Below are 22,759 nucleotides of genomic sequence, written 5' to 3'. Positions count from 1 at the left end.
CGGCAGCCATATGTGGGACCAGGCCCAATCAGGGGGCGTGGATGGGTATGCGCGCGATCAGGAACGGGGGTTTGCGCAGGTCATGCCCGTCATGGAAACGTGGCAGGCGTGTCCATTGGCCCAGCACGACATAAACATAGCGGTTGTCGGCAAAAATGCCGTCGGGCCAGACAAAGCGCGGGTCGGACGCCATAAGGTCGAAGCTGCCATCGGTATTGCGACGAAAAACGGCATCATGATCCGCCGCGGTCGTGTAGATGCGGCCCCACGCATCGGTTGCCAGACCGTCGGCCGCCCCTTTCTCTCCTTCATCTGTGACCATGCTGGCCAACGTGGCGGAGGAGAGAGAAAAATCCGCAAGTTGCGCCGTTGGCAGGCTATACAGCCGCCTGCTGGCCAGAGGGGAGTAAAACAGGCGCGCGGAATCCTGGGACAGCGTAATGCCGTCCGCCCCGCCACCGGGAAAGGTCGGGTTCTTGGGGTCAAAGCGCAGGACGCGCCCGTCCAGCACGGTCTGATACCCCGGATCGGCCAGAACGGAGACAGTGCCTTCCAGCACCCGGCGCTGGCGGCCCGTGGCAAGATCGACCACGACAAGGGCCGGATGGCCGTCGAACGAACTGTCGGTCACAAAAGCCGTGCCCCTGGGGCCATGGGTCAGGTCGATCCGCAGATCGTTCATATGGCTGCCCGGCCGCAACGCATCCTTGAGAATGACCTTGGATACGACCTTACCAGTGGCAGGGTCGATCCCCACGATCTTGGCCCCGCCCGGCGGGATCGGGTGACCCTGGACCTTGCCATCGTCGATCACCCAGATCGTGCCACGTGTATCGGTTGTCATCCCATGCGGGGATACCAGCCGGTCCTCGGGCGGGCCGGAGATGGAGGCTGCAAAGTTTTCGGAAGGGAAAGCGACAGGTTGCCCATTTTTCCATTCCGCCAGCACGGGGCCGGGATGATCGCCGTCATGCTTGGGGAATGTCAGGAAAAGGCGGTCCCCCAAAACCACGATGCCGGACGGGCAGGGGGTGGGAACGCTGGCCATGATCTCGACCGTGCCCTGCGCGCCAAATCCGGGGTCCTGGTTATTGGTAATGGCAGGGGGTGTTGCCGCCCACGCGCCGGCGCTTGCGGCAACGCCCAGGGCGGCCGCAAGCGTGAACGATCGGAACCCCCTCATGCCTGAAGGAACGGTTCAAGCAATGCCAGATCAGCGGGCGACAGCCTGTCGGCCGCCGTGGAACGCTGGTGCCAGTAGGGATAGAGCAAGGGCGGGCGGCTGATTTTTTCCAGCTCCGCAATATCCCCTGCGTTCAGTTTCAGTTCGGCGGCTTTAAGGTTGTCGGCAAGCTGCGCGTCGGTCCTGGCCCCGATCACCAGACTGGCCACGCCCGGGCGGGTCAGCAGCCATGCCAGGGCCACCTGGGCCGGTGTCGCGCCCTCATAATGGGTTGCGACCTTGACCAGCACTTCCACGATATCATACAGCGCCTCGACATCGCGTACGGGCGGTTCGTCCCAATGGGCGGCCTTGCGCGTGCCTGCGGGTTCAGGCTGCCCACGGCGATATTTGCCCGATAGCAGGCCACCCGCCAGGGGGGACCAGATAACCGTATCCACCCCCTGGTCGACCGCTATGGGCAGCAGTTCATATTCCGCCTCGCGCGCTTGCAGCGTGTAGTGAATCTGCTGGGCAACTGGCCGGACCTTGCCGCCCCGTTCGCTTGCCGCCAGCATTTTCATGATATGCCAGCCCGAAAAATTGGAAACGCCGACATAACCGATCTTGCCCGCGCGTTGCAGGTCGTCCAGGGCTGCGAGAATTTCCTCAACCGGGGTCAGGCCGTCCCATTCGTGGCACCAGTAAAGCTCGATATGATCGGTCTTGAGGCGCTTGAGACTGGCTTCGCAGGCCTTGATGATATGGTGGCGCGACAGCCCGCGTTCGTTCGGCCCCTTGGTGCCGGTGGGAAAACGCACCTTGCTGCCCAGCATCACCCTGCTGCGCCGCCCGCCATCAAGGGCCGAACCGATGATTTCCTCGGATTCACCGTCGGAATAGATATCGGCCGTATCCAGCATGTTCACGCCCGCATCCAGCGCCATGTCGATCTGGCGACGGGCCCCTTCAACATCCGTATTGCCGGTTTTTGCGAAACTGCCCTTGCCGCCAAAGGTCATGGTACCCAGCATAAGGGTTGAAACCTTCAGGCCGGAACGGCCAAGCAGACGATACTCCATCAGTGTTCTCCATTTTGCGCGGTGGTGATCGGCCCGGCTACGGCAGTGCCGTTTTCCCAGGTTTCCACAATGTCATCGGCATGCGCGATGTCTGTGGTCGGATCGCCCGAGACAACAAGCAGGTCAGCCCGCATTTTCGGGGCAATGACGCCGCGATCTGTCAGGTGCAGCAACTGGGCTGCATTCTGTGTGGCGATATGAATGGCCTCAAGCGGGGTCAGCCCGGCCTGCACGCTCAGGGCCAGTTCGCGGTGTTCGGCAACGCCGGGCACACGCAGGGGCATGGCCCCGCTATCTGTGCCGAAGCCGATCAGCACGCCACTGTCATGCAGGGCCTTGAGGTTTTGCAGGTTCATGGCCAGGGACCGCCGCGCGGCATCCGCCTTGGGGCCGGTGCTGTTGGCCTTCTGCCATGCGGGATCGTTGATCTGCGCGATCAGTGGGCCCGACAGCCCGGCCAGAACGAAGGGGGATTTGGTCCACGGGGCCTGGTCGGCCCAGGCGGTGGTTGCCTCATCAAGCTGGAGGGTTGCGATATACCATATCCCGCGCGATTTCAGGGTCTGAATGAAAGCGGGGGGTATGGGCTGGTCGCGCACGCCATGGGCCAGAATATCGGCCCCATCCGCCACCACGCGCTGGGCGTCGTCCAGGTCGTGGATATGGGCCGCCACCCGCAGATGCAGCTTGTGGGATTCATCGATGACGGCGGCTATGATCGCGGGGTCCATTTTGACAGGCAGCGACCCGCCGAAGTCATCCACCCAGATCTTGACAAGATCGGTGCCATTGGCCGCCATTTCGTCAACGTCATGGCGGGCTTCGGCCGGGGTGGAGGGGCGGTTCAACTCATCCGGCCCCACATCGATCGGCGGCGCGCCGTTGGGCACGCCAATCCCCTTGTCGACCCCGAACAGATCGGCGGGAAGCTGCCCGCCATGCGCTTTCTTGCGCAAGGGGTCGAAAATGGCGGGAATATTGTTGCCCAGTGCCGTCACGGTCGTAATACCGTAGCGCCGGTACTGGGCCAGTGCGTCGGTAATGACCTGGGCCGTATAGAATTTGGGGCTGATTGTAATGCCGCTGAACTGCCCCACATGGCTGTGATCGGAGATCAGCCCGGGCATGACCGTATCACCCTGCCGGTCGAGTATTTTCGCACCTTTGGGAACCGGCACGCCCTTTCCCGCGGCAAGAATGACCCCGCCTTGCATGATGATTGTCGCATCCTCCACCGGGGGTGCGCCGGTACCGTCGATCATGCGGACATGGGTGAGTGCGACAGGTGCGGGCTTTGTCGCGGCCAATGCACCAGCGGGTGCGGCCATCAGAAGTGCGGCTGCTGCCAGGGTCGGTTTCATGATGTCTCCTTGGCTTGAGACGTGGCGCCTGCGGGCCGGCGCGCACGATATGTCAGAATAATCGCAACACTCAGCCCCAGCGCGCTGGTGAGGCTGCCTGCGAGGAAAACCGCCGCATCCCCCGCACGGTCGGCCAGCAGGCCGGTCAGGGGACCGGTGGCGCCGTAAGCCAGGTCCTGGAAGGCGGCAAAGCCCCCCATGGCCGTGCCGCGCAGATGGGGTGGGACGCGCCGGACGACCTCCACCCCCATGGCCGGGAAAATCATGGAACACCCGGCACCGGTCAGGGCGGCGCCAATCAGTGCGACCGTGGGGGTTGTTGCGGAATAAAGCAGAAGCTGGCCGCAGGTTTCCACGGCCAGGGACACAACAGCCACCCGCACACCGCCGATGCGGTCTGGCAGGTGGCCGCAGAACAGGCGTACCAGAACAAACGCCGTGCCAAAAAATGTCAGCCCCAGGCTGGCATGCGGCCAGTGCCGATGCAGGAATAGCAGGGGCATGAACGCCCCAAGGGCTGCAAAGCCGATACCCTGGAGAAAAACAACCAGCCCCAGATCCCAGATTTTGGCGATGATCTGCCGCAAGGGCGGATGCTCACCCGATTGTGGTGGCACAGGGGCGATAGGGGCCGCCATGACAAGCCCCAGCAGGGGTACAAGCAGGCAGGCCAGACTGACGCCAAGATAACCCGCATGATCATACACGGTAAGACCCAGCGGGCTGCCCGCCGCGAACGCGCCGTACATGCCCATGCCAACCAGCGCGAACACACGGCCAGAGCGCTGGTGCCCCATAATGCCGATACCCCAGGCCAGAACACCCACGATGGTCAGGCTTTCACCCAGCCCCAGAACCAGCCGCCCCAGTGTCAGCACGCCAAATGCCAGTAGCGGGGCCGCATGCCATGCGGCCAGCGCGCTGATGATGGCCCCTGCCGCGTAAAGCCCAAGGCCCCACAACATGCAGGGTTTTCCGCCATGGTGGTCCGCGAAACGGCCAGCCAGGCTACGGGTCAGAATGGTGGAGGCAAAGGCCACGCCCACAGCCAGACCGGCCATGGCATTCCCCAGATGCAAGGCCGTATCGACATAGATCGATGTTGTCGGCATGGACATGGCGACAGACAGGTAGGACAGGAAAAGGGCTGAAGCCAGCCACACCATGGTGTGTGGTGCTTTATCCTGTCCCGCAGGTGTGGAATTTGGCTGGGAAAGCACGGGAGGCAGTCTTTCGTATACGGGGCCAGCCAGGATGCGTGGGCCTGTTAGCGGGGAAATGCGTTCTCTATCACCAGTTCGGTCCGGGGCAGGGCACCCCCCGAAGGCTTGGGCGGGGCAGCCGGTTTGCCAAGGGCCACGAACATGACGATCTCATGATCGGCAGGCAGGTTGATGAGGGCTCCCACCGCATCGAAGTCGAAGCCATCCATGGGGCAGGTGCCGTAACCCATGCTCTGGGCCAGCAGCATGATCGCACTTGCCGCCATCCCGCACGACCGCATGCCCTCATCCCGCTGCACATGTTCGCGGCCCCGATAATACTGGTCTATGGCGGCTGTCATGGCGCTGCGCACATCGGGCTGGGCATTTTCCCAGTACCGTTCGGGTGATTTTTCCCACGCGTTGATATCCGCGCAGAGAATAAGCAGCACGGACGCATCGGTCACCTGTGGCTGGTCCCACGCAACGGTGCGGATCCTGCGGCGCAGGTCCGGGTCCTTGACCACGACAAAACGCCAGTTCTGAATATTGAAGGCTGTCGGCATACGCCGCGCAAGGTCGAGTATCCTCTCCAGGTCGCTGTCCGGGATGGCGTAAGCAGGATCGAATTGCTTGATAGCGCGCCGGTTCAAAATGGCGGAAGCGACATCGAGAGTCATAATCATCCTTTCAGAAGCGTTTCGTCGCGAACGGTGCGAGAGTTTGCCGCGAACATCAAGAGCGATCGTTCTGACTTTATATTATACGCCGCTGCTTGAGCCGCCCTGTGGCGCTGTATCGCATACTTTCCAAACTTGGGCGGACGAGCGAGGGCTGTGCATGCGGCCAGTTTTTACCGGGTGCTATCGTTCAAAATTCACAAGAAAATGCGTATTTTATATAATATTTTGATAAATAAGGAGATTTACTCGGCCATACCGCTTTGGGAATGCAGAATAGTGCTTAAAAAAGCAGACTGACATCATGGCACGATACGGGCGTGTCAGACCTTTTTTCGGCCGTGCTGCCGGGTGAGATTGGGGCAGGAGAAGAACACGGTATCGTTACTTTTTTAGAATTGTTTTTAAATTTCACGGCAGAAACGACTCACATACAGGAACTTCTCCCCTGCCAGGGAGCGTTATGACCCCGAACTGCGTCGTATTGCCCTGTGTCGCGGGCTTTTTCTGATTCCTGATTTCCATGGGCGTAGTGGCATAATAAATTGTTCTAGAACGATATTTTCCCGTTATTAACTAATTAATATAGTTTTTTATGCGATAAAACACGCGACGATCTAGTGTGTTGTTGACTAGCACATCTCTTTCTGTGTAAAAAGCGCTTCAGGTTGTTACAGGCCTGTCAGATACAAGACGAGCGGAGGCGTTGCGGTGAACAGACAAGGCAGCATGCGAATGCGATGTCCCATGTCAGACGGAAGGCAGGGAACACGACATAGCTGACAGGCAGCGGATATGACATCGCGCTGTTCAGCTATTCAAATAATGATGGATGGCAGATCATGCGCGAATCAAGTATCATAGAAATAGATGGCACATTTCTGGGTGCGGCTATTCTGGAAGCGGATTATAAAAGAAGCCGCTTTTACGCTGCCCACGAGAGCGTCAGGCCTCTACACCAGCATATTTTCGACAACATTGATGAGCTGAAGCGCGTGGCGACGGTGGGGTTCCGTCGTCGTGCCAAAAGTTGATCAATGATGCGCACCCTATAAACTGGCTGAAATTTTACTCCGCCCGCGTGCAAGTCGGGATCGTGAGCAGATAAGATCGCCAAGAAAAGGGCCTGTTATGCCTCGTTATCATAATGCCAGCACGCTTCTGGCAAGTGCTGCTTCTGTTTTTCTGCTCTCTACGCCGCAGGTCTTTGCGGCCTCGGATTCCGAGGTGGCGGAATTGCGTCGCGAAATGGACGCCATGCGCCGGGAAATGCACGTCCTGCAGTCCCGCGTCGCCAAATACGAGCATACGACCACTGCGGCCAATACCCATGCAGCCCACGCTCCCCACCGGCTCGTGGAGGCACCAGCCAACGAACCGCAGCCTGTTTTTGCCGAAGCACCGCTGGCCTATCATGGCCCCCGGCGCGAGGCTGACAGCCATATCGTGCTGGCCGAAGGTCCGCTTCTGTCATGGAAGGAATTCCGCGCCGCGTCCTCGAAAGAGGAAGCGGTGCATATCGGTGGCATGCAGATCGGTTTTCCGCAGGGACGGCCCACCATTGCGTCTGATGACAAGGCTTATGCGTTCTCAGTCGGTCTGCTTTTTCAGGAAGATCTGGGCGGCTTTCTCGGCATGACCAGCAGGCCGGGGGAAGGTGCGGGGAATTTCAACAAATTCGCGCAGAATGCGGCTCGATTGCGAGTTTATTTCTCGTGGCGTTATAAGGACTGGGTGGCAAATGTTACACCTAATTTCGGATCTATCTCTACAGACGGTTCAGTAAGTTTGTTTGAAGCTAACTTGAATTACACCGGTCTACATAATACCACCTTGACGGTCGGTTATTTCCAGCCTCGCATGGAAGAGGAAAGTGCCGAACGGCCCGTCGCGTTCGAATTTCTTGAACGTCCTACCATCGTGAATCTGGTGCGTAACTTGGCTGGTGGTGTTGCGCGCTTTAGCGTGGGCGGCGAGCATTACGAAAAACGCTGGCTGGCGGCAGCCTATTTCACAGGCCAGAAATATGGTGACAGAAGCAAGGACACCACGATTGTCGACAGCCAGACCGGCGCTGTTGTCCGTGTCGCCGGGCGTCCGTATCTGAGCAAGGATATCGACGTGCATGTCGGTGCGGGTGCGACATCCGTTTTCAAGGTCAACGAGAACAGCAAGGGGCGGCAGCTTACCCTGAGCGACAACATGGAAGTGCCTTTGGGTGAAACCAACCTTCTCACCTCCGGGGCTTTGACGAATGTGGCGCAGATCTGGGCGGCGGGTCCGCAGTTGGCATTGCGGTGGAAGCGCTTTTTGCTGAAGAGCGAATATTACCATATTGGCGTACAGCGCGCGAATAACTCGGAAGCCGTGCATCTGCCCTCTCTCGGGTTCGACGGCTGGTATGTTGCCGCCAACTACACGGTTTTCGGCAAGCCGCGCTCCTATAACGAAAAAATCGCAGCCTTCACGACGCCCGGCGTCGAATACGACTTCGATCCCGCGCATAACCATTGGGGCGCGCTTGAAGTCAGCGGCCGGTGGAGTGTGACCAACCTTTACGGGGAGGGAAACCAGGGTGGCACCGGTATCAACGGCAACCAGCAGACCGTGTGGCAGGGTGGCCTGAACTGGTACCCTAACCGTCACTTCAAGTTCATGCTCGACTATGCCCGTTTCATGGTGTCGCGCTCCAAGGGCGTAAGCGGGAATGTCAACCTGTTCGGGCGTGACGGCAACGCCATTGTTGGCCGTGTGCAGGCCTCTTTCTGATCAGACGGAATTCAGGAGCCATATGATGGTACAATCCATGAAAACAAGCAGGCGCGCCATCCTGAAAGGTGGCATTGCGCTGGGGGCTGGTCTTGTTGTCGGGCTGCGCGGGCGGTCAGCCAGTGCTGCGTCTTACAACCTGCTGAATGTGTCCTACGATCCCACGCGGGAATTATATGCCGACGTCAACAAGGCGTTTTCCGCGAACTGGACCAAGGCCCATCCGGGTGATGTGGTGCGGGTGCGGTCTTCGCATGGCGGGTCGGGTGCGCAGGCGCGTTCCGTGCTCGACGGGGCCCCGGCCGATGTGGTTACACTCGGCCTGGCTTACGATATCGATATCCTGGCCCAGAAAGGCCTGCTGGCGGCGGACTGGCAGACGCGCCTGCCGCATAATTCCACTCCCTATACGAGCACGATCGTCTTTCTCGTCCGCAAGGGCAACCCCAAGGCCATTCATGACTGGCCGGACCTGCTGCGTCCCGACATGCAGGTGATCACGCCCAACCCCAAGACCTCTGGTGGTGCGCGCTGGAACTACCTGGCGGCCTGGGGCTGGGCCCTGCACCAGCAGGGCGGGTCCGAGCAGAAGGCGCGTGACTACCTGAAAGCCTTGTTCGGCCATGTGCCGGTTCTCGATACAGGTGCACGGGGTGCGACCAACAGCTTCGTGCAGCGCGGGCTGGGCGATGTGCTGCTGGCCTGGGAGGACGAAGCCCTGCTGGCCAGCCGTGACCTCGGCCCCGACAAGTTCGATGTCGTCGTGCCGTCCCTGACCATTCTGGCCGAACCGCCCGTCGCGGTGGTGGACCGTAATGTCCAGGCCCACGGGACGGAGGCCGTAGCCAAGGCGTATCTAGACTTCCTGTTTACGCCCGAAGGCCAGCGTATCGGGGCCAAGCATTATTTCCGCCCGGTCGATCCCGCTATTCTGGCCGAAGCAGCCTCGGTTTTCCCGAAAACGGATACATTCGACATTGCCAGCCTGGGTGGCTGGCAGAGCGTGCAGAAGCGCCATTTTTCCGATGGCGGCATATTCGACCAGATCTACGCACCGTCATGACCTCTCGCATTCGGGGGTGAAGGTACACTCCTTCACCCCCGAATGGCCGCCAAGGTCGGCAGGTCGGCGGGCCTCTGCGCGCCGAACGGTTGCCGCTCAGGGCCGGGCGTTATCGGCGTCCTCCGCGACCAGGACAGAGGCAGCATGACCCCGGCTGACGGCAATGGGCGGGGGCTCCATGCCGCCGATCGTCCTTTCACGAACCAGCGTAATCAGGCCCGAACCCACGATCAGTACCATGCCGATGACGGTGGGCGTATCCACCTTATCCCCGAACACGACATAGCCGATCACCACGGCCCAGATCATCTGGCTATATTGGGTCGGTGCAATGGCCGCAGCCGACGCGGCAAAGGCTGCATGCATCAGCAGAATATTGGCCAGGGCCGCTAGCAGGCCGTAACTGGCCAGCAACAGTGCCTGATGCAAAGTGGGCAGGACCAGTGTGGGCAGGCTGGCTAGCCCACCAATGACAATGCCCCCGAGAATGCCCGCGCCAAACAGTGAAATACGTTTTTCATTCGGGCCGGCGGCACGGAATGTCACCACGGACAGCGCCCCGCCCAGACCCGCGACCAGCGCCCCCAGATGGCCGATGGAAAGTGGGCGCATGCCGGGCCGCAGCACGATCAAGACGCCGACAAACCCAAGAACGATGGCGAAGCTGCGCGGAAGGCCGATCCGCTCCTTGAGAAAGGCGATGGACAGAAGTGTTACAAAGGACGGTTGCAGGAAAATGAGCGTGAAGGCTTCGGCCATGGGCAGGTGGCTGAAAGCCGTGACACTGCCGATAACCCCAGCCGGGTAGGACACAAAACGCACCAGCCACAGGCGCCGGTCGGATGTTCGCCATACGTCGCTCAGCCTGTCTCCCGGTGCGAGAAGAAACGGAAAAACCAGCAACCCGAACACCGCACCTATGAAAGCGGACTCATAAGGGGGCAGGCCGTCGCGGATCAGCTTCACGCTCGTGTCGCTGAAGGAAAAAAAGGCAAAGGCCGCAAAACCCAGTAAAATGCCGTAAAATGTGCCAGAGCCAGGGTTTGAAGACTGGGGAGAAGACATGCCTTGGTCCGTTCGTTTCGCGGTTTTTGCGGGGCGTACCCCTTTGGTCCTGGTCCATACCATGCGTCATGACCGGTTCCAGATGCGGGCATGCTGCAAAAAGCTGGTGGTTTCAAGACCCGCTGCGCGTATTTGAGGCTCGCCGACCCCAGCTTAACAAGGGGGCAGGAAGCGGGGCTGATATTCCCTGACGCGGGTAACTTTGCCGTGGGGCGCCAGAATGCTCCGTAACCGGTGTGTGTCAGTCCGCCCAGTGATTGGGATAATGGCAGGCAACGTCCTGGCCCGGCCCTATGGTGCGCAGCGCAGGTTCTTCCACCTTGCAGCGGTCCTGGGCTATGGGGCAGCGCGTATGAAAACGGCAGCCCGCGGGGCGGGAAATGGGGCTTGGAACATCCCCGCGCAGGGGTGTCGGGCGATGTTCGCCGGGCACGGGGCGCGGCACCGCCTGGGTCAAAGCGAGTGTATAGGGGTGGGCGGGCCGGTGCAGGACGGCGTCGGTTTCCCCAATTTCCACGATGGCGCCCAGATACATGACCGCCACCCGTGTCGAGATCTGGCGTACCACCGCAAGGTCATGGGCGACGAATACGTAGGTCAGGCCCAGATGGTCCTGCAGGTCTGCGAACAGATTGACAATCTGGGCCTGGACCGACACATCCAGTGCGGAAACAGGTTCGTCAGCCACGATCAGGCGGGGCGAAAGGGCCAGGGCCCGCGCGATGTTGATACGCTGGCGCTGGCCGCCAGAGAATTCATGCGGGTAGCGCTCCAGCGCCTGGTGGCCCAGACCCACCAGGTCCATCAGCTCGGTCTGGCGGGCAGCAATTGCGGCCGATGTCCATTTTTGCCCGCCAGGCTTTTTGTGGACCCGCAGGGGTTCGGCCAGCAGGTCGCCAATCCGGCGGCGTGGGTTCAATGACGCGTAGGAATCCTGAAAGACCATCTGCATCTGCTGGCGCAGGGGGCGCAGCGTGCGCTCTGGCAGGGTGGTAATATCCCGCCCGTCGAACACGATACGGCCTGAGGACGGCTCGGCCAGCCTGATAAGGCTGCGCCCCAGCGTGGATTTGCCACATCCGGACTCTCCCACCAGCCCCAGTACCTCGCCGGGCATGACGTCGATCGACACGCCATCCACCGCGTGGAGCGTCCGACCATGGGGCAGGGCGTAGGTCTTGCGCAGATCGGTCGCGGACAGAAGCGGTGTGGCGGCGGCCGGACGCGTCTCCGGCATGAGTGGGACAGCCTGGCCGGTCATGCCGCGTCCCTGCCCATGACGCTGGGGGTAAGGGGAGTGCCTTCAAGGGGAAGGACGCAGGCGGCCTGATGGGCCGTGCCAACACGAACCAGCGCGGGCGGGGGGGCTGGCAGGCATGCTGCATGCGCGTATGAGCAACGGGGCGCGAAGGCGCAGCCCGCCGGGCGTTCAAGTGGGGCAGGTGGCAGGCCCGCAATGGCGGGCAGCCGGTGCGGGCGCGGGCCATCCATGGGCGGAATGGAGGCCAGAAGGGCAGCCGTATAGGGGTGGCCGGGGCGTGCGAAAACGGCAGAAGTCGGGCCGGTTTCGGCCATGCGGCCTGAATACAGCACGAATGTGTTGTCGCAGGTTTCCGCCACGACCCCCATGTCATGCGTGATAAGCAACACGGCTGAACCATAGGTCGTGCGCAGGTTCCGCATCAGGTCCAGGATCTGGGCCTGGACCGTGACATCCAGTGCTGTTGTCGGTTCATCCGCTATCAGCAGGGCCGGATTGCACGACAGGGCCATGGCGATCATGGCGCGCTGGCGCATTCCGCCCGAAAGCTGGTGCGGATAGCTGTCAGCGGTCCTGGCCGGGTCCGGCACGCCCATGTCCCCCAGCAGCGTGATCGTGCGCGCCCTTGCCTGCTTGCGGGAGACTCTTTCATGCGCGAGTATCTGTTCATCGATCTGCCAGCCCACCGTGTAGACCGGCGTGAAGGCTGTCATCGGGTCCTGGAAGATCATGGCGATCCTGCTTCCGCGCAGGCGTCTTAACTGCCTTTGCCCCATTCCCACCAGTTCATGCCCCTGGAACAGCACCGAGCCGCTGATCTGCACGCCCGGCGTGTCGATCAGGCCCATGAGCGCCATGGCGGTGACGGACTTGCCCGACCCGGATTCCCCCACCAGCCCCAGAATTTCGCCTTCATGCAGGGTGAAGGACACGCGTTCCACCACCGGTATCATGCGCCCGCGCGAGCGAAAGCTCACGCTTAGCTCGCGCACGTCCAGAAGCGGGGCGGGGGCGTTGGACGGCATCAGACCGCCAGCGCGTCCAGCAGCGGAATACCGCAACGCTTCGACATGGCCTGACGGTATGCTTCAACCGGTGCCGGGTAATCCAGACCCCGAATAATGGAAAAACTATGGAGCTGCGCGAACAGGTCGATATCGTCGTAGGACAACATACCATTCACGGCTGTGGCCGCCTGCACCATAGGTGCCAGTTCGGCCAGCAGCGGGTTCAGCGTCTGGGTTGCTCTGTGCGTTTCGCGCAGGACGATCGAAAACGGTTCTTCCGCACGTTCCTTGTTACGCATGAAATAGGCCCGGGCCGAGGTAGTCGCGAATTCGGGGAAGGGTGCGGCCGCCGCGCGTGGCAGAAACTGCCGGTAGAGCGGCCCGTTGCTCCGCCGCAGCCAGTCCGCCAGCGCGGGGTTGCGCGGGCCGGTCAGGGCAGGGGTGCCCAGCCCGTCGATCCGGGCCACGATATCCAGGCTTTCCGCCATGAACTGCCCGTTCTGGCCCAAAATAGGCACCACCTTGCGCCCGACCATGCCGATCGGGCCCTGTTCGTCATCGTTTAAAAGAACGGCAAGGTGAAAAGGCACATCCTTGAGGCCAAAAATCATTCTGGCCTTGATGCAGAAAGGGCAATGTTCATAAACGTAGAGTGTATACACGCGTTACAGACTTCCTTGATCGCGGTCATAATCGGGGCCTGTCGGGCCACACCGGACCCGGGAAAATTACGCCCCGACGGGAAAGACAATCAAGTTCTTTTAGGCCGCCTGTCGTCTTATGGCGTTGTATAGCGCACGCTCAGATGCCCCACGTTTTCGCAATCGGCCTCGATAACGTCACCCGGCTTGACCTGGGATACGCCTGCGGGGGTGCCCGTCATGATCAGGTCACCGGGTTTGAGCTGCACGCTATGCGACAATGCGGAAATAATTTCCGGCACCGACCAGATCATGTCGCTGATCCGGCCTTTCTGGCGCAGTTCGCCGTTCACGCTCAGGGTAATCAGACTTTGTTCGAGATCGTGCACGCTTGCGGCCGGCCGGATTGCGGAGATGGGGCAGGAATCATCGAACCCCTTGGACAGCGCCCACGGATGGCGGTTCTTTTTTGCTTCCTCCTGCATGTCGCGGCGCGTCATGTCCAGGCCAAGGGCGTAGCCGTAGATCAGGCCCTGGGTTTGGCCCGGCGAAAGCGCGACCCCGCCGCCATTCAGGGCGACGACAAGTTCCACCTCGTGATGCAGGTTGCTGGTGGCGCGGGGGAAGGGCAGGGTCTGTGCCGTGGTTATGGCATCGGCCGGCTTGGCGAAGAAAAAAGGCGGGTTCCGTTCGGGGTCGCTGCCCATTTCACGACTGTGTTCGGCATAATTCCGGCCAACGCACCAGATGCGCCCCACGGGAAAGGATTTGTCCGACCCTTCAATGGGCAGTGCCGAAACGGGCGGGGGGAACAGAAAGGACGGTGCTGAGGTCATGGGCGTGTTTCCAGGGCCGAGAGAAAGATCACTTCCGTATCTACGCAAAAATCGCGCTATGGAACAATGTCATGGGCTCAAAAGATGGTGTATGGCCCGCAGGCCACCGGTCGGGAGGGAGAATACAGACCGGGGCATTATTCGTACGCCCTGATGGTGTAAAAAGAGCCGAAATTCTTTTTTCAGCACGCTGCCATGCTGAATTGTGAAGTGACGTTTCACCCCAAGCCTATAATACCCTTAAAAAGCTGGAGAAAAATGGCCGCAGTTCTCAGGCCGAATTCGGTTTTCGATGTATCTTGTGTAAACGAGTTCTTTTTGAATGACGCTGAATTTTTATGTCGATGGCGTATCTATTTTACGGGAGAGGCTGGCACCACTCCCTGAAGACGCGCCAGGCCGCGCTGTCGTACGGCCTGCCTTTTCGGCGAAGCATGCAGGCTGCACAGGCAGAAGTGCCACGCGGGTCAGGCGCGGGTGGCTATGGGGCTTGTCCGCTTGTCTGGCGGGGCTTGCGGCCTGCGCCCCGGCCCTTGGCCTTGCCCAGCAGAGCGTTCCCGCACAAAGCCCGGCCAGCCAGCTCGTTCTGTCGACCCCCACGGCGGCCCCCACGGCGGTGCAGACCAATGAGCCCGAGCAGCCATCGACCGGGAATATTTTTCCGCACAAGCCCGGTGCGTCGCATTCCTACTGGGATAACCTGGAAGGGCATCTGGCAATCGAGGTTGGCGTAACGGGCAATCCCTGGACGCAGACAGGCCGCAACTTCGCGCAGTTCTATGCCGATCGCGCCAATACCGTCACCATGAACCAGATTATCGGCTCCCTGTCGCATCCGGTCGAGAATATCGGCGGGGGCTACGGAATAGGCTTTACGTTCGAGACCCTTTACGGCTCCGACGGCAGGTTCGATCCTACCCTTGGCATGGGCTCGGGTTCCCTGAACGGCATGTATCAATGGGTGCCGACACAGGCGCATATCGACGCGAAATTTCCGTGGATTTTCAAAAACGGGATCGATGTCCAGGTCGGGCAGCTATACGGTCTTCTGGGCACGGAAGGCACGCCAGCCACGGCAAGGCCGTTTTATACCTTCAGCTACGCCGCCGACTATATCCTGCCCTTTGAAATGCTCGGCGTTGTGGTCACCGCGCATCTGAGCGACAGGATGGACTGGATTTTGGGGGTGGATGCGGGAAACTCCACCTCGTTCGGGCGGTATGGCAACAACAACAAACCCAAGGGATATTTCGGGTTCGCCTGGAATCATCTGCTGGATGGCAAGCTGGACATGCACATTATCGGGCATTTCGGCCCGCAGGGAAATAACGGGATCGCCGTGAAATCGCCCGACGGATTATGGACCAGTGCCGGCGCAGGTGCGATCGCGAACAGCAAGATGCAATATAACGCCGATTTCCTGGCGACCTATCGTATCAACAAGGCCATGTCCGTTACCGTGGATGGCTCCTACCTGCATGATGACCTGTTGCGTGACGATGCCTACGGCGTTGCGACGTTTTTCGCCTATGACCTGAACCCGTCGCTCACACTCAATGCGCGGGGCGAAATCTTCCGCGACAATACTGGCGGCACCATTACCCAGTTCGCCAGTACCACATCGTTTACGCGTTCGATCTCGAACAAGCCGTATCCCTATTATAGCGCGCCCCCGACCACCTATGGCGAACTGACGGTGGGGGTAAGCTACCGGCCGGACTTCATCAACCGCCATCTCGACTTCGGCCAGCTTACGATAAGGCCCGAAATCCGGCTGGATAAATCCCTTAATGGCACCCGGCCCTTTAACAAGGCCGCCGTGCCAAGTGCCGCCAACGGCTATGCGCCTGTCGTGACCGATGGCACGAACAACATGCTCTGGTTCAACTGCGACGCCATCTGGGCGTTCTGAGAACAAACACGCAAGGTCCGGGCATGCGCGCAATGCCGGTCATGTCCGGCATTGCGCCTATCCCGGGGGCTAGAGTGTCGCGTGCCAGCCACCCCCGACAGCGCGGTACAGGGCCACGGTTGACTGCAGCGCGTGGGTCTGCACCTGCACCTGGTCGATGCGCGCATCCAGTGTGTTGACCTGCGCAATCAGCGCATCCAGGTAACTGTCAGCGCCCCCTTTATAAAGGGTCATGGTCAGTGTCTGCGATTGCTGTGCCGCCTTGACTGCCTGTTTCAGCCGTGCATTTTCCATACGCAGGCGTGCCGTGACCGACAGCCCGTTTTCCACGTCCTGAAAGGCCGAGAGAACCGTTACACGGTAATGGTCCAATGTTTCGCGGTAGACGGACCAGGAATGCTGCAACTGCGCCTGGCGTAGCCCGCCCTGGAACAGCGGCATGGAAACAGATGCGCCATAGGCCCACATGCTGTTGGCGAGATTGGCCAGGTTGAATCCGTTTGAATCGAACCCGCCATTAGCGCTGAAAAACAGATGCGGGTAGAACGCGGCGCGCGCAATGCCGATACTGCGGTTGGCCTGCGCCATTTCCCGTTCGGCTGCTGCAATATCGGGCCTGCGTTCAAGCAGTTCGGACGGCACGCCCGCAGGAACCAGCGGTTCGGCGTTATTGAGCGTATCAGCAGGCACGATATGAAAGGTCGACGGCTGTTCGTTGACCAGAACCGCAATCGCGTGTTCCATCACATCCCTCTGGGCCTGCACTTCAAGCTGATGGGCCTGTGTCATGTAAAGCTGGTTCTGGGCGCGGGCCACGTCGATCCCTGTCGCGTCCATATTGCTCAGCCGCGTTTGCGTGACATGCAGCGCCTGCTCATAATAGCTGATCGATTGCTGATAGATCGCCATCTGTGCATCCAGTCCGCGCAGGGCGAAATAATCGCTCGCTACCTCGGCCTGAAGGCTGAGGCGTGCGGCGGCGTATCGGTCCTCCTGTTCCTGCGCGAAGGATTTTTGTGCCCGTACCTTGTTGCGTATGGCGGACCAGATATCGGGCTCCCAACTGGCCAGACCCGAATAGAATTCGTCCGTCGCGGTAATGGGGCCTTTGTAACGGAACAGCCGGTCGGCCGAACTTTTGTTGTCGCTGGACCCAAAGGCTATGCCAAAATGCGGCAGCAGGTCCGAACGCGCTTCCTTGACCATGGCGCGTGCTTGCAAAAAGCGCTCGCTGGCGGCCTGAAGGTCCGCGTTGTTGCTGGTTGCCTGGTTCTCCAGCGTGTTCAGTTGCGTATCGCCGAACTGGGTCCACCAGTCCGAACGCAGGGCGACACTCTGGGGGGCCGCGTCATGGAACAGGCCTTCCCCATGCCAGGACGCGGGCACGATATAATGCGGCGGCTGATAGGCCGGTGCCAGGTCGCACGCGCTGAGCGAGAACAGGCCAAGCAGGGTCAGGGCAGGCCACAGGCGGGGCAGGCGCCATAGGGAGGGGCGATGGCGCATTACTCGTCCTCCTCCGCGTCGGTATTGTCTGGCTGCGGGGTGGGGGCGGGCGTGCTCAAATACCCTTGTGCAGGCCAGGCTATGCGCACTTTCTGGCCTTCCAGCAGGTCGGCTGGCGGGTTGTTGATGATCTTGTCGGCAGGGGATATCCCGGCATCCACTTCCGTATAGGAGTCAGACATGCGGCCCACGGTAATGTTATGATAATGGGCGATATTCTGCGCATCCACGGTGGCGACCTGCATGCCGTGTTCCTGAAAAACCAGCGTGCCTGTTGGAATGGTATAAATTCCCTTGTCCGCAGGGGCTGTAATGGTGACGGAGGCAAAGCTGCCGGGCCATAGTTTCTGGTCCGGATTGTCGATGGAAAATTCGGTGACCACGGTTCGTGTATTGGGGTCGAAACCTTTGGCAATAGTCAGGAACTTTGCCGTAAACGTGCGATTGGGGAATTGCGGCACCACCACCTTGGCCAGCAAACCGGGTTTGAGAATGGATGCGAATGTTTCCGGCACAGAGACAAACAGCCGCATGGCATGGGTGTCGGCCACCATGAACAGTTCGCTTGTCGTGCCATTGGCGTTCAGGTTGCCGCTTCCCACGCCCACGTAATCGCCTACATTGATATTGCGCGCGATCACCACCCCGTTGAAGGGAGCCACAACGGTCTTGAACCGGATCAGGGCGGTATAGGCGTCAACCTTATGCTGGGCGGCCTCCAGTTCCGCATGGGCTGCCTGTTCATTGGCGTTCTGCACGGAAACCGACTGCCCCGAAACCGCCTGGGACTGCCCCATGGCGCGCCAGCGGTTCGCGGTAATGGCGGCAAGCCCATATTTTGCCTGCAGAACTTTCAGGTCCGCCTGGGCCTGGGCATATTCGGCATCCAGGCGCGGGGTATTGATTTCTGCCAGCACATCGCCCGCTTTTACGACGGCGCCGTAATCCTGATACCACATTTTCACGTAGCCGGAGGCCTGGGCATAGATCGGCGCTTCGTACCACGCGCTCAGCGTGCCCGGCAGCGTCATGGAAACGGTTGGCGGGGCGGGCTTGGGCTGGACGATGGCGACATCGGGCATGCTGGCATATGTCGCATCGTTGTGAAGATGTATTGTATTGCGCGCCCGCTGGACCAGGAGATAGCCGATATCTCCCACAATGACACACAATGTCAGCATAACGGCCAACCGCGTTTTAAGGGAGCGTGGCATCAGACAGTCTCCTTGCCGTCAACCGTATTGCCTGCATGGGATACGGACGAGCGATGGTGAAAAATTGCGTAAACACAAGGAACGAACAGAAGTGTGGAAAAAGTCGCGACAAGCAGGCCGCCAATAACCGCCTTGCCCAGCGGCGCATTTTGCGAATTGCTTGTCGCCATCGGCACCATGCCGATAATCATGGCCGACGCCGTCATGATAACGGGACGAATACGCCCGAAGCCCGCCTCGACCGCCGCGGCAACAGCGCTCCCATGCAGGGCCAGCCGCTCTTTCGCGAACGAGACAACCAGGATGGAATTGGCCGTGGCGGTGCCCATGCACATGATCGCCCCCGTCAGTGCGGGCACGCTCAGGCGTGTCTGGGTCAGGAACAGGCTCCAGGCAATACCGGCCAGCGCACCGGGCAAGGCCGAGATAATAATGAACGGATCAGTCCAGGACTGAAAGTTTACGACAATCAGCAGGTAGATGAGCATGACCGACATCACCAGCCCTGCGATCAGTTCGATATAGGCGCCGTGCATGGTTGTTGCCTGCCCGTGGATATCGACCGCAGCACCACGGGGCACGTCCTGGCTGGTCCGGGCAATCTCGCGCTTCACGCCACCAAGCACGGAGCCGAGGTCGCTTCCTTCGGTCGATACGTAAATATCGATATCCGGCATGGAATTATAATGGGAAACCTGTCCCGGTGTGCCCACGGGCGTGATGGTACTGATGCTCCCCAGAAGCTGCATGTCCCTGCCGTCCGGGTCGCTGTCGCCCTTGTCCACCGGAATGGTGAGCAGGTTATTGTAATGTGTCAGTTGATCCTGCGAGACATAGACATTCAGCGGGAAGGTAATGCCCGTCTGCGGGTCGAGCCAGTATTGCGGATCAACCGTCTGACTGCCCGAAAGTGTCATAAGCTCGTTATTGGCCAGGTCGCCTTCGGTCATGCCGGTTGCCTGCCCGAACGTGCGGTTGCCTTGCACGAACAGGGTAGGGGTTTTCATGGTCTGCTGGATCACCACGTCCACAGCACCGGGAACGTGCCGCAGGCGGTTCACCAGCATGGTGGCGTATTGGTAGCTTGCACGGATATCGGGGCCCGAAATCTGGATATCGATCGGGGCGGGTGAGCCAAAATTCAGGATCTTGTCAGTCAGTTCCGCCGGCTGGAACGTAAAGACCGTGCCGGGGAACTGGGCTGACAGATCACGCCTGAGAATGGCCCGGTAATCCCACACGGGAGAGGCATCGTCCTTGAGCGTAATCGCAAGGTCGCAGTCCTGCGTGCCTATGCTGGGTGTGGGAATAAAGGCCTGGTTATGCGGACCTTCAGGAAGGCCGCAGTTATTGATGATACCATCGATCTTGCCGGGAAAGTCCTTTTCAATCCGGTCGTCCACCAGGCTTGCGATACGCCCGGTCGTTTCGATCCGGGTGCCCAGGGGAACGCGCATGTGCATCTGCAACATGCCCGACTTGATTTCGGGAAAGAAATCCTGCCCGACAATCAGGAAAAGGCCGAGCGAGGCCACGGAAAATCCCAGAAAAATCGCCACAAAACGCCGACGCCGGACCACAATGCGTTCAAGCAGGCGCCCATAGCCATGGCGGAACTTGTGAAAGGCCTTTTCAAAATGGTTCTGAAAGCGCCCGAATACGCCTTTGGGTAGCGCAAGATGTTCATCGCTATGCAAGCCGGGGTGAACCTGGCCCGCCAGCAGGTATTTGGCCATGGTCGGCACCAGCGTGCGCGACAGGATGAACGAAGCCAGCATGGCGTAGATAATGGCCTCGGCCATGGGCATGAACAGCCAGCCTGCAACGCCGCTCAGGCCGAACAGGGGGGTCCAGACAATACAGATACACAAGGTGGAAACCAGGGTCGGCACCACAATCTGGTTGGCGGCGTCAATGATGGCGTTTTCCAGGTCTTTTCCCATTTCCAGATGGGTGTCGATATTTTCGATCATGACCGTGGCGTCATCGACCAGGATACCGACCGCCAGCGCCAACCCGCCCAGCGTCATGACGTTGATGGACTGTCCCGACCAGAGCAGGGCGATAATCGCGCTCAGGATACAAAGCGGAATGGACGTGGCGATGATGACAGTCGATCGCCAGGACCCCAGGAACAGCAGCACCACCAGCCCGGTCAGTACAGCGGCTGTCAGCATTTCCCGCACGACGTCGCTGATCGCGTCTTTTACAAAGACGGAGGCATCGCTCAGGACCGAAATATGAACGTCCGCGGGAACCAGCTGGCGCAATCGGGGCAGGAGCGCCTTGGTCCGGGCGACGACATCCAGTGTCGAGGCCTCGCCACTTTTCATGACGACAATTTCAACTCCCTGGCGTCCCTTGACCACGACAAGATTGGTCTGCGGGTGGCCGCCACGGTAAACATTGGCGACATCGTGAACATAAATGACGGAATTACCAACCCGCTTGACGGGAATATCGCCCAGTTCCTTCATCGAACGCGGTGTTGCGTTGGTCTGGACCATCCAGTCCGTCCGGTCGATTTTCTGGTCACCCGCGGGCAGCACGATATTCTGCTTGCGCAGCGCATTCTGCACGTCCATGGCCGAAAGATGATGGGCCTGGAGCTGCTTCTGGTTCAGCGCCACCATGATAAAGCTGTCCATTCCACCATAAGGCTGCGGCAGCACCGATCCAGGTACCGTCACCAGAATGGGGCGGATCCGGGTCATGGCGATCTTGAACAGGTCCGAGGGCGTCTGCTTGTCCGATGTCACCTGGAGCGAGAGCACAGGAACAGAAGACGCATCCAGCCGCATGACCATGGGGGCGGGAATATTATCGGGTAACTGTTTGATCACGGTTTGAGAAATCGCCGTGACTTCCGCCTCGGCTTCGCCAATATCCGTGCCGGGCTGGAAATAGATATTGACGATACTGCGTCCGTAATACGAGCTACTTTCCATGTGCTCGATCCCCTCCACGGTGGAGGTCACAGCCAGTTCGTAATTATAGGTGATCCGTCCGGCAAATTCCTCTGGCAGCATGCCGCCATACGTCCAGACAACGGACACGACCGGAATTTTAATGTTGGGAAACACGTCCGTAGGTGCTCGGAATACGGTCAGTACTCCGAACACGAGAATAAGCAGTGAAAGGACCACAAAAGTGTAAGGCCTTTTCAAAGCGGTTATGACAAGTGCATTCATGCCGACCCATTTCCTTGAACCCGCAATCAGGGTTCATAAGGAAATACGATCGATGTTATTCAGTTTCTTTTATAAAAAAATTTATCGGTGTAAAAAATAAATTAAATAGAACTATAAAAAATATTTTTACTTCTCAATTTAGATATAAAAAATGAAATCGTACCGCCTGGGGGTATATGTCAGCTAAAAGCCAAGCGGCTTACCTGCCGTCAGTCAGTGGTTATCAATCGTGAGGTAAAGGCGGGAAATCTGTCCCGCCAGGTGCGCTCCATGAGCGTGGCCTGAAAAGGCAATATCCACACCACGCGTATTTTCCATATCGATCCCGATAGAGCCCTTCCCAAGGGCGATATCGCCACCGATCGTCCAGTAAGTTCCGTTCAGGTCTTTCAGTCGTCCCAGGTTTCTGACACAGCCAGTCCCGACGAACGACGCACTTCCAAAAGAGAGCATGCCGCCTCCTTTGACCGAAACCGGATAGCTGCGACCGCTATAGAAAAGCGTGCCGTGGCCCCACATATAGCCGACGGCTACGCCGACCCCCTGCATCGACAGCTCCAGCCGCCCGTCATCGGGCGAGCAGGGCTTTGCCGCCAGGGCCTGTCCCGAAAGCGGAAAGGCGAGCAACAGGGCCATGGCAGAAAGACGAACGAACGACATGCAGGACTAACCGGATTGGGTTTCAACTTATTGGGGAATGTCATGGAATATGGGAAAGGGCAACGGGTCGCGGGCGCAGAATATAATGATGGGAAAATAAGTGATTTCTCCGCCCGGAAATCTCCCGCTTATCCGGGGTACCCATAG

General features: G+C 59.6%; 18 protein-coding genes. 4 read left to right on the top strand and 14 right to left on the bottom strand.

Annotation, left to right across the window (positions count from 1 at the left end; all coding sequences use genetic code 11):
* Positions 1-28: 28 nt before the first annotated feature.
* From J2D77_RS16415 to J2D77_RS16395, 5 genes are read right to left on the bottom strand one after another with little or no spacing between them, the layout of a single operon-like run.
* A complete protein-coding gene (locus J2D77_RS16415) occupies positions 29-1,183 on the bottom strand; it encodes an L-dopachrome tautomerase-related protein (protein ID WP_207847555.1) in 1,155 nt (384 codons plus the stop codon).
* On the bottom strand, positions 1,180-2,244 hold the full coding sequence (locus J2D77_RS16410) for an aldo/keto reductase (RefSeq protein ID WP_207847554.1): 1,065 nt from the start codon (positions 2,242-2,244) through the stop codon (positions 1,180-1,182). The genes J2D77_RS16415 and J2D77_RS16410 overlap by 4 nt, the downstream gene beginning before the upstream one ends.
* A complete protein-coding gene (locus J2D77_RS16405; RefSeq protein ID WP_207847553.1) occupies positions 2,244-3,605 on the bottom strand; it encodes an amidohydrolase family protein in 1,362 nt (453 codons plus the stop codon). The genes J2D77_RS16410 and J2D77_RS16405 overlap by 1 nt, the downstream gene beginning before the upstream one ends.
* Positions 3,602-4,825: an arabinose transporter gene (locus J2D77_RS16400; protein ID WP_331000138.1), complete on the bottom strand. Its 1,224-nt coding sequence runs from the start codon at positions 4,823-4,825 to the stop codon at positions 3,602-3,604. Before J2D77_RS16400 ends, J2D77_RS16405 begins: the two co-directional genes overlap by 4 nt.
* Positions 4,826-4,872: 47 nt before the next feature.
* Positions 4,873-5,487, bottom strand: a complete 615-nt coding sequence (locus J2D77_RS16395; RefSeq protein ID WP_207847550.1) for a nitroreductase family protein — start codon at positions 5,485-5,487, stop codon at positions 4,873-4,875.
* Positions 5,488-6,329: 842 nt separating this feature from the next.
* Here J2D77_RS16395 and J2D77_RS16390 point away from each other — a divergent pair.
* The 3 genes from J2D77_RS16390 to J2D77_RS16380 all read left to right on the top strand — a co-directional run bounded on the left by J2D77_RS16390 (position 6,330) and on the right by J2D77_RS16380 (position 9,319).
* Complete coding sequence (locus tag J2D77_RS16390) at positions 6,330-6,521, top strand: hypothetical protein (RefSeq protein ID WP_207847548.1); 192 nt, start codon at positions 6,330-6,332, stop codon at positions 6,519-6,521.
* Positions 6,522-6,618: 97 nt separating this feature from the next.
* Complete coding sequence (locus J2D77_RS16385) at positions 6,619-8,256, top strand: OprO/OprP family phosphate-selective porin (RefSeq protein WP_207847546.1); 1,638 nt, start codon at positions 6,619-6,621, stop codon at positions 8,254-8,256.
* Positions 8,257-8,293: 37 nt separating this feature from the next.
* Positions 8,294-9,319 (top strand): sulfate ABC transporter substrate-binding protein, encoded by a 1,026-nt coding sequence (locus J2D77_RS16380; protein WP_230975902.1) that lies wholly within the window; start codon positions 8,294-8,296, stop codon positions 9,317-9,319.
* A 96-nt stretch (positions 9,320-9,415) separates the two neighbouring features.
* On the opposite strand, the gene J2D77_RS16375 is transcribed toward J2D77_RS16380, so the two are convergent.
* The 5 genes from J2D77_RS16375 to J2D77_RS16355 all read right to left on the bottom strand — a co-directional run bounded on the left by J2D77_RS16375 (position 9,416) and on the right by J2D77_RS16355 (position 14,129).
* Positions 9,416-10,384 (bottom strand): DMT family transporter, encoded by a 969-nt coding sequence (locus J2D77_RS16375; RefSeq protein WP_207847544.1) that lies wholly within the window; start codon positions 10,382-10,384, stop codon positions 9,416-9,418.
* 241 nt (positions 10,385-10,625) lie between these two features.
* A complete protein-coding gene (locus J2D77_RS16370) occupies positions 10,626-11,621 on the bottom strand; it encodes an ABC transporter ATP-binding protein (protein WP_207847570.1) in 996 nt (331 codons plus the stop codon).
* A 20-nt stretch (positions 11,622-11,641) separates the two neighbouring features.
* Positions 11,642-12,670, bottom strand: a complete 1,029-nt coding sequence (locus J2D77_RS16365) for an ABC transporter ATP-binding protein (protein ID WP_207847542.1) — start codon at positions 12,668-12,670, stop codon at positions 11,642-11,644.
* Complete coding sequence (grxB, locus tag J2D77_RS16360) at positions 12,670-13,314, bottom strand: glutaredoxin 2 (RefSeq protein ID WP_207847541.1); 645 nt, start codon at positions 13,312-13,314, stop codon at positions 12,670-12,672. Before grxB ends, J2D77_RS16365 begins: the two co-directional genes overlap by 1 nt.
* A gap of 116 nt (positions 13,315-13,430) precedes the next feature.
* Positions 13,431-14,129, bottom strand: coding sequence for a fumarylacetoacetate hydrolase family protein (locus J2D77_RS16355; RefSeq protein WP_207847540.1), 699 nt, complete (start codon positions 14,127-14,129; stop codon positions 13,431-13,433).
* Positions 14,130-14,619: 490 nt separating this feature from the next.
* Here J2D77_RS16355 and J2D77_RS16350 point away from each other — a divergent pair, with 490 nt between their 5' ends.
* The gene (locus J2D77_RS16350; RefSeq protein WP_230975901.1) at positions 14,620-16,041 is read left to right on the top strand and encodes an outer membrane beta-barrel protein; all 1,422 of its coding nucleotides are present in this window, start codon (positions 14,620-14,622) and stop codon (positions 16,039-16,041) included.
* A gap of 69 nt (positions 16,042-16,110) precedes the next feature.
* On the opposite strand, the gene J2D77_RS16345 is transcribed toward J2D77_RS16350, so the two are convergent.
* From J2D77_RS16345 to J2D77_RS16330, 4 genes are all read right to left on the bottom strand, one after another.
* Positions 16,111-17,547 carry an efflux transporter outer membrane subunit gene (locus tag J2D77_RS16345; protein WP_207847538.1) on the bottom strand — a complete coding sequence of 479 codons (1,437 nt, stop codon included), beginning with the start codon at positions 17,545-17,547 and terminating at the stop codon, positions 16,111-16,113.
* On the bottom strand, positions 17,547-18,761 hold the full coding sequence (locus tag J2D77_RS16340; RefSeq protein WP_207847537.1) for an efflux RND transporter periplasmic adaptor subunit: 1,215 nt from the start codon (positions 18,759-18,761) through the stop codon (positions 17,547-17,549). Before J2D77_RS16340 ends, J2D77_RS16345 begins: the two co-directional genes overlap by 1 nt.
* Positions 18,761-21,952, bottom strand: coding sequence for an efflux RND transporter permease subunit (locus J2D77_RS16335; protein WP_207847536.1), 3,192 nt, complete (start codon positions 21,950-21,952; stop codon positions 18,761-18,763). The genes J2D77_RS16340 and J2D77_RS16335 overlap by 1 nt, the downstream gene beginning before the upstream one ends.
* Before the next feature lie 213 nt (positions 21,953-22,165).
* Positions 22,166-22,612 carry a hypothetical protein gene (locus tag J2D77_RS16330; protein WP_207847535.1) on the bottom strand — a complete coding sequence of 149 codons (447 nt, stop codon included), beginning with the start codon at positions 22,610-22,612 and terminating at the stop codon, positions 22,166-22,168.
* Positions 22,613-22,759 lie beyond the last annotated feature (147 nt).

Origin of the sequence: Acetobacter garciniae, assembly GCF_017377735.1 — a bacterium.
In the GTDB taxonomy this organism is placed as follows: Bacteria; Pseudomonadota; Alphaproteobacteria; order Acetobacterales; family Acetobacteraceae; genus Acetobacter; species Acetobacter garciniae.
Note: the sequence above shows the minus strand (reverse complement) of the source record. Positions and strands in the feature narration are given on the sequence as shown.

What these genes read in the sequence shown, in the direction of transcription:
- J2D77_RS16415 (WP_207847555.1), bottom strand. Translation starts at nt 1,183, where the DNA reads ATGAGGGGGTTCCGATCGTTCACGCTTGCGGCCGCCCTGGGCGTTGCC.
- J2D77_RS16410 (WP_207847554.1), bottom strand. Translation starts at nt 2,244, where the DNA reads ATGGAGTATCGTCTGCTTGGCCGTTCCGGCCTGAAGGTTTCAACCCTT.
- J2D77_RS16405 (WP_207847553.1), bottom strand. Translation starts at nt 3,605, where the DNA reads ATGAAACCGACCCTGGCAGCAGCCGCACTTCTGATGGCCGCACCCGCT.
- J2D77_RS16395 (WP_207847550.1), bottom strand. Translation starts at nt 5,487, where the DNA reads ATGACTCTCGATGTCGCTTCCGCCATTTTGAACCGGCGCGCTATCAAG.
- J2D77_RS16390 (WP_207847548.1), top strand. Translation starts at nt 6,330, where the DNA reads ATGCGCGAATCAAGTATCATAGAAATAGATGGCACATTTCTGGGTGCG.
- J2D77_RS16385 (WP_207847546.1), top strand. Translation starts at nt 6,619, where the DNA reads ATGCCTCGTTATCATAATGCCAGCACGCTTCTGGCAAGTGCTGCTTCT.
- J2D77_RS16380 (WP_230975902.1), top strand. Translation starts at nt 8,294, where the DNA reads ATGAAAACAAGCAGGCGCGCCATCCTGAAAGGTGGCATTGCGCTGGGG.
- J2D77_RS16375 (WP_207847544.1), bottom strand. Translation starts at nt 10,384, where the DNA reads ATGTCTTCTCCCCAGTCTTCAAACCCTGGCTCTGGCACATTTTACGGC.
- J2D77_RS16370 (WP_207847570.1), bottom strand. Translation starts at nt 11,621, where the DNA reads ATGCCGGAGACGCGTCCGGCCGCCGCCACACCGCTTCTGTCCGCGACC.
- J2D77_RS16365 (WP_207847542.1), bottom strand. Translation starts at nt 12,670, where the DNA reads ATGCCGTCCAACGCCCCCGCCCCGCTTCTGGACGTGCGCGAGCTAAGC.
- J2D77_RS16355 (WP_207847540.1), bottom strand. Translation starts at nt 14,129, where the DNA reads ATGACCTCAGCACCGTCCTTTCTGTTCCCCCCGCCCGTTTCGGCACTG.
- J2D77_RS16345 (WP_207847538.1), bottom strand. Translation starts at nt 17,547, where the DNA reads ATGCGCCATCGCCCCTCCCTATGGCGCCTGCCCCGCCTGTGGCCTGCC.
- J2D77_RS16340 (WP_207847537.1), bottom strand. Translation starts at nt 18,761, where the DNA reads ATGCCACGCTCCCTTAAAACGCGGTTGGCCGTTATGCTGACATTGTGT.
- J2D77_RS16335 (WP_207847536.1), bottom strand. Translation starts at nt 21,952, where the DNA reads ATGAATGCACTTGTCATAACCGCTTTGAAAAGGCCTTACACTTTTGTG.
- J2D77_RS16330 (WP_207847535.1), bottom strand. Translation starts at nt 22,612, where the DNA reads ATGTCGTTCGTTCGTCTTTCTGCCATGGCCCTGTTGCTCGCCTTTCCG.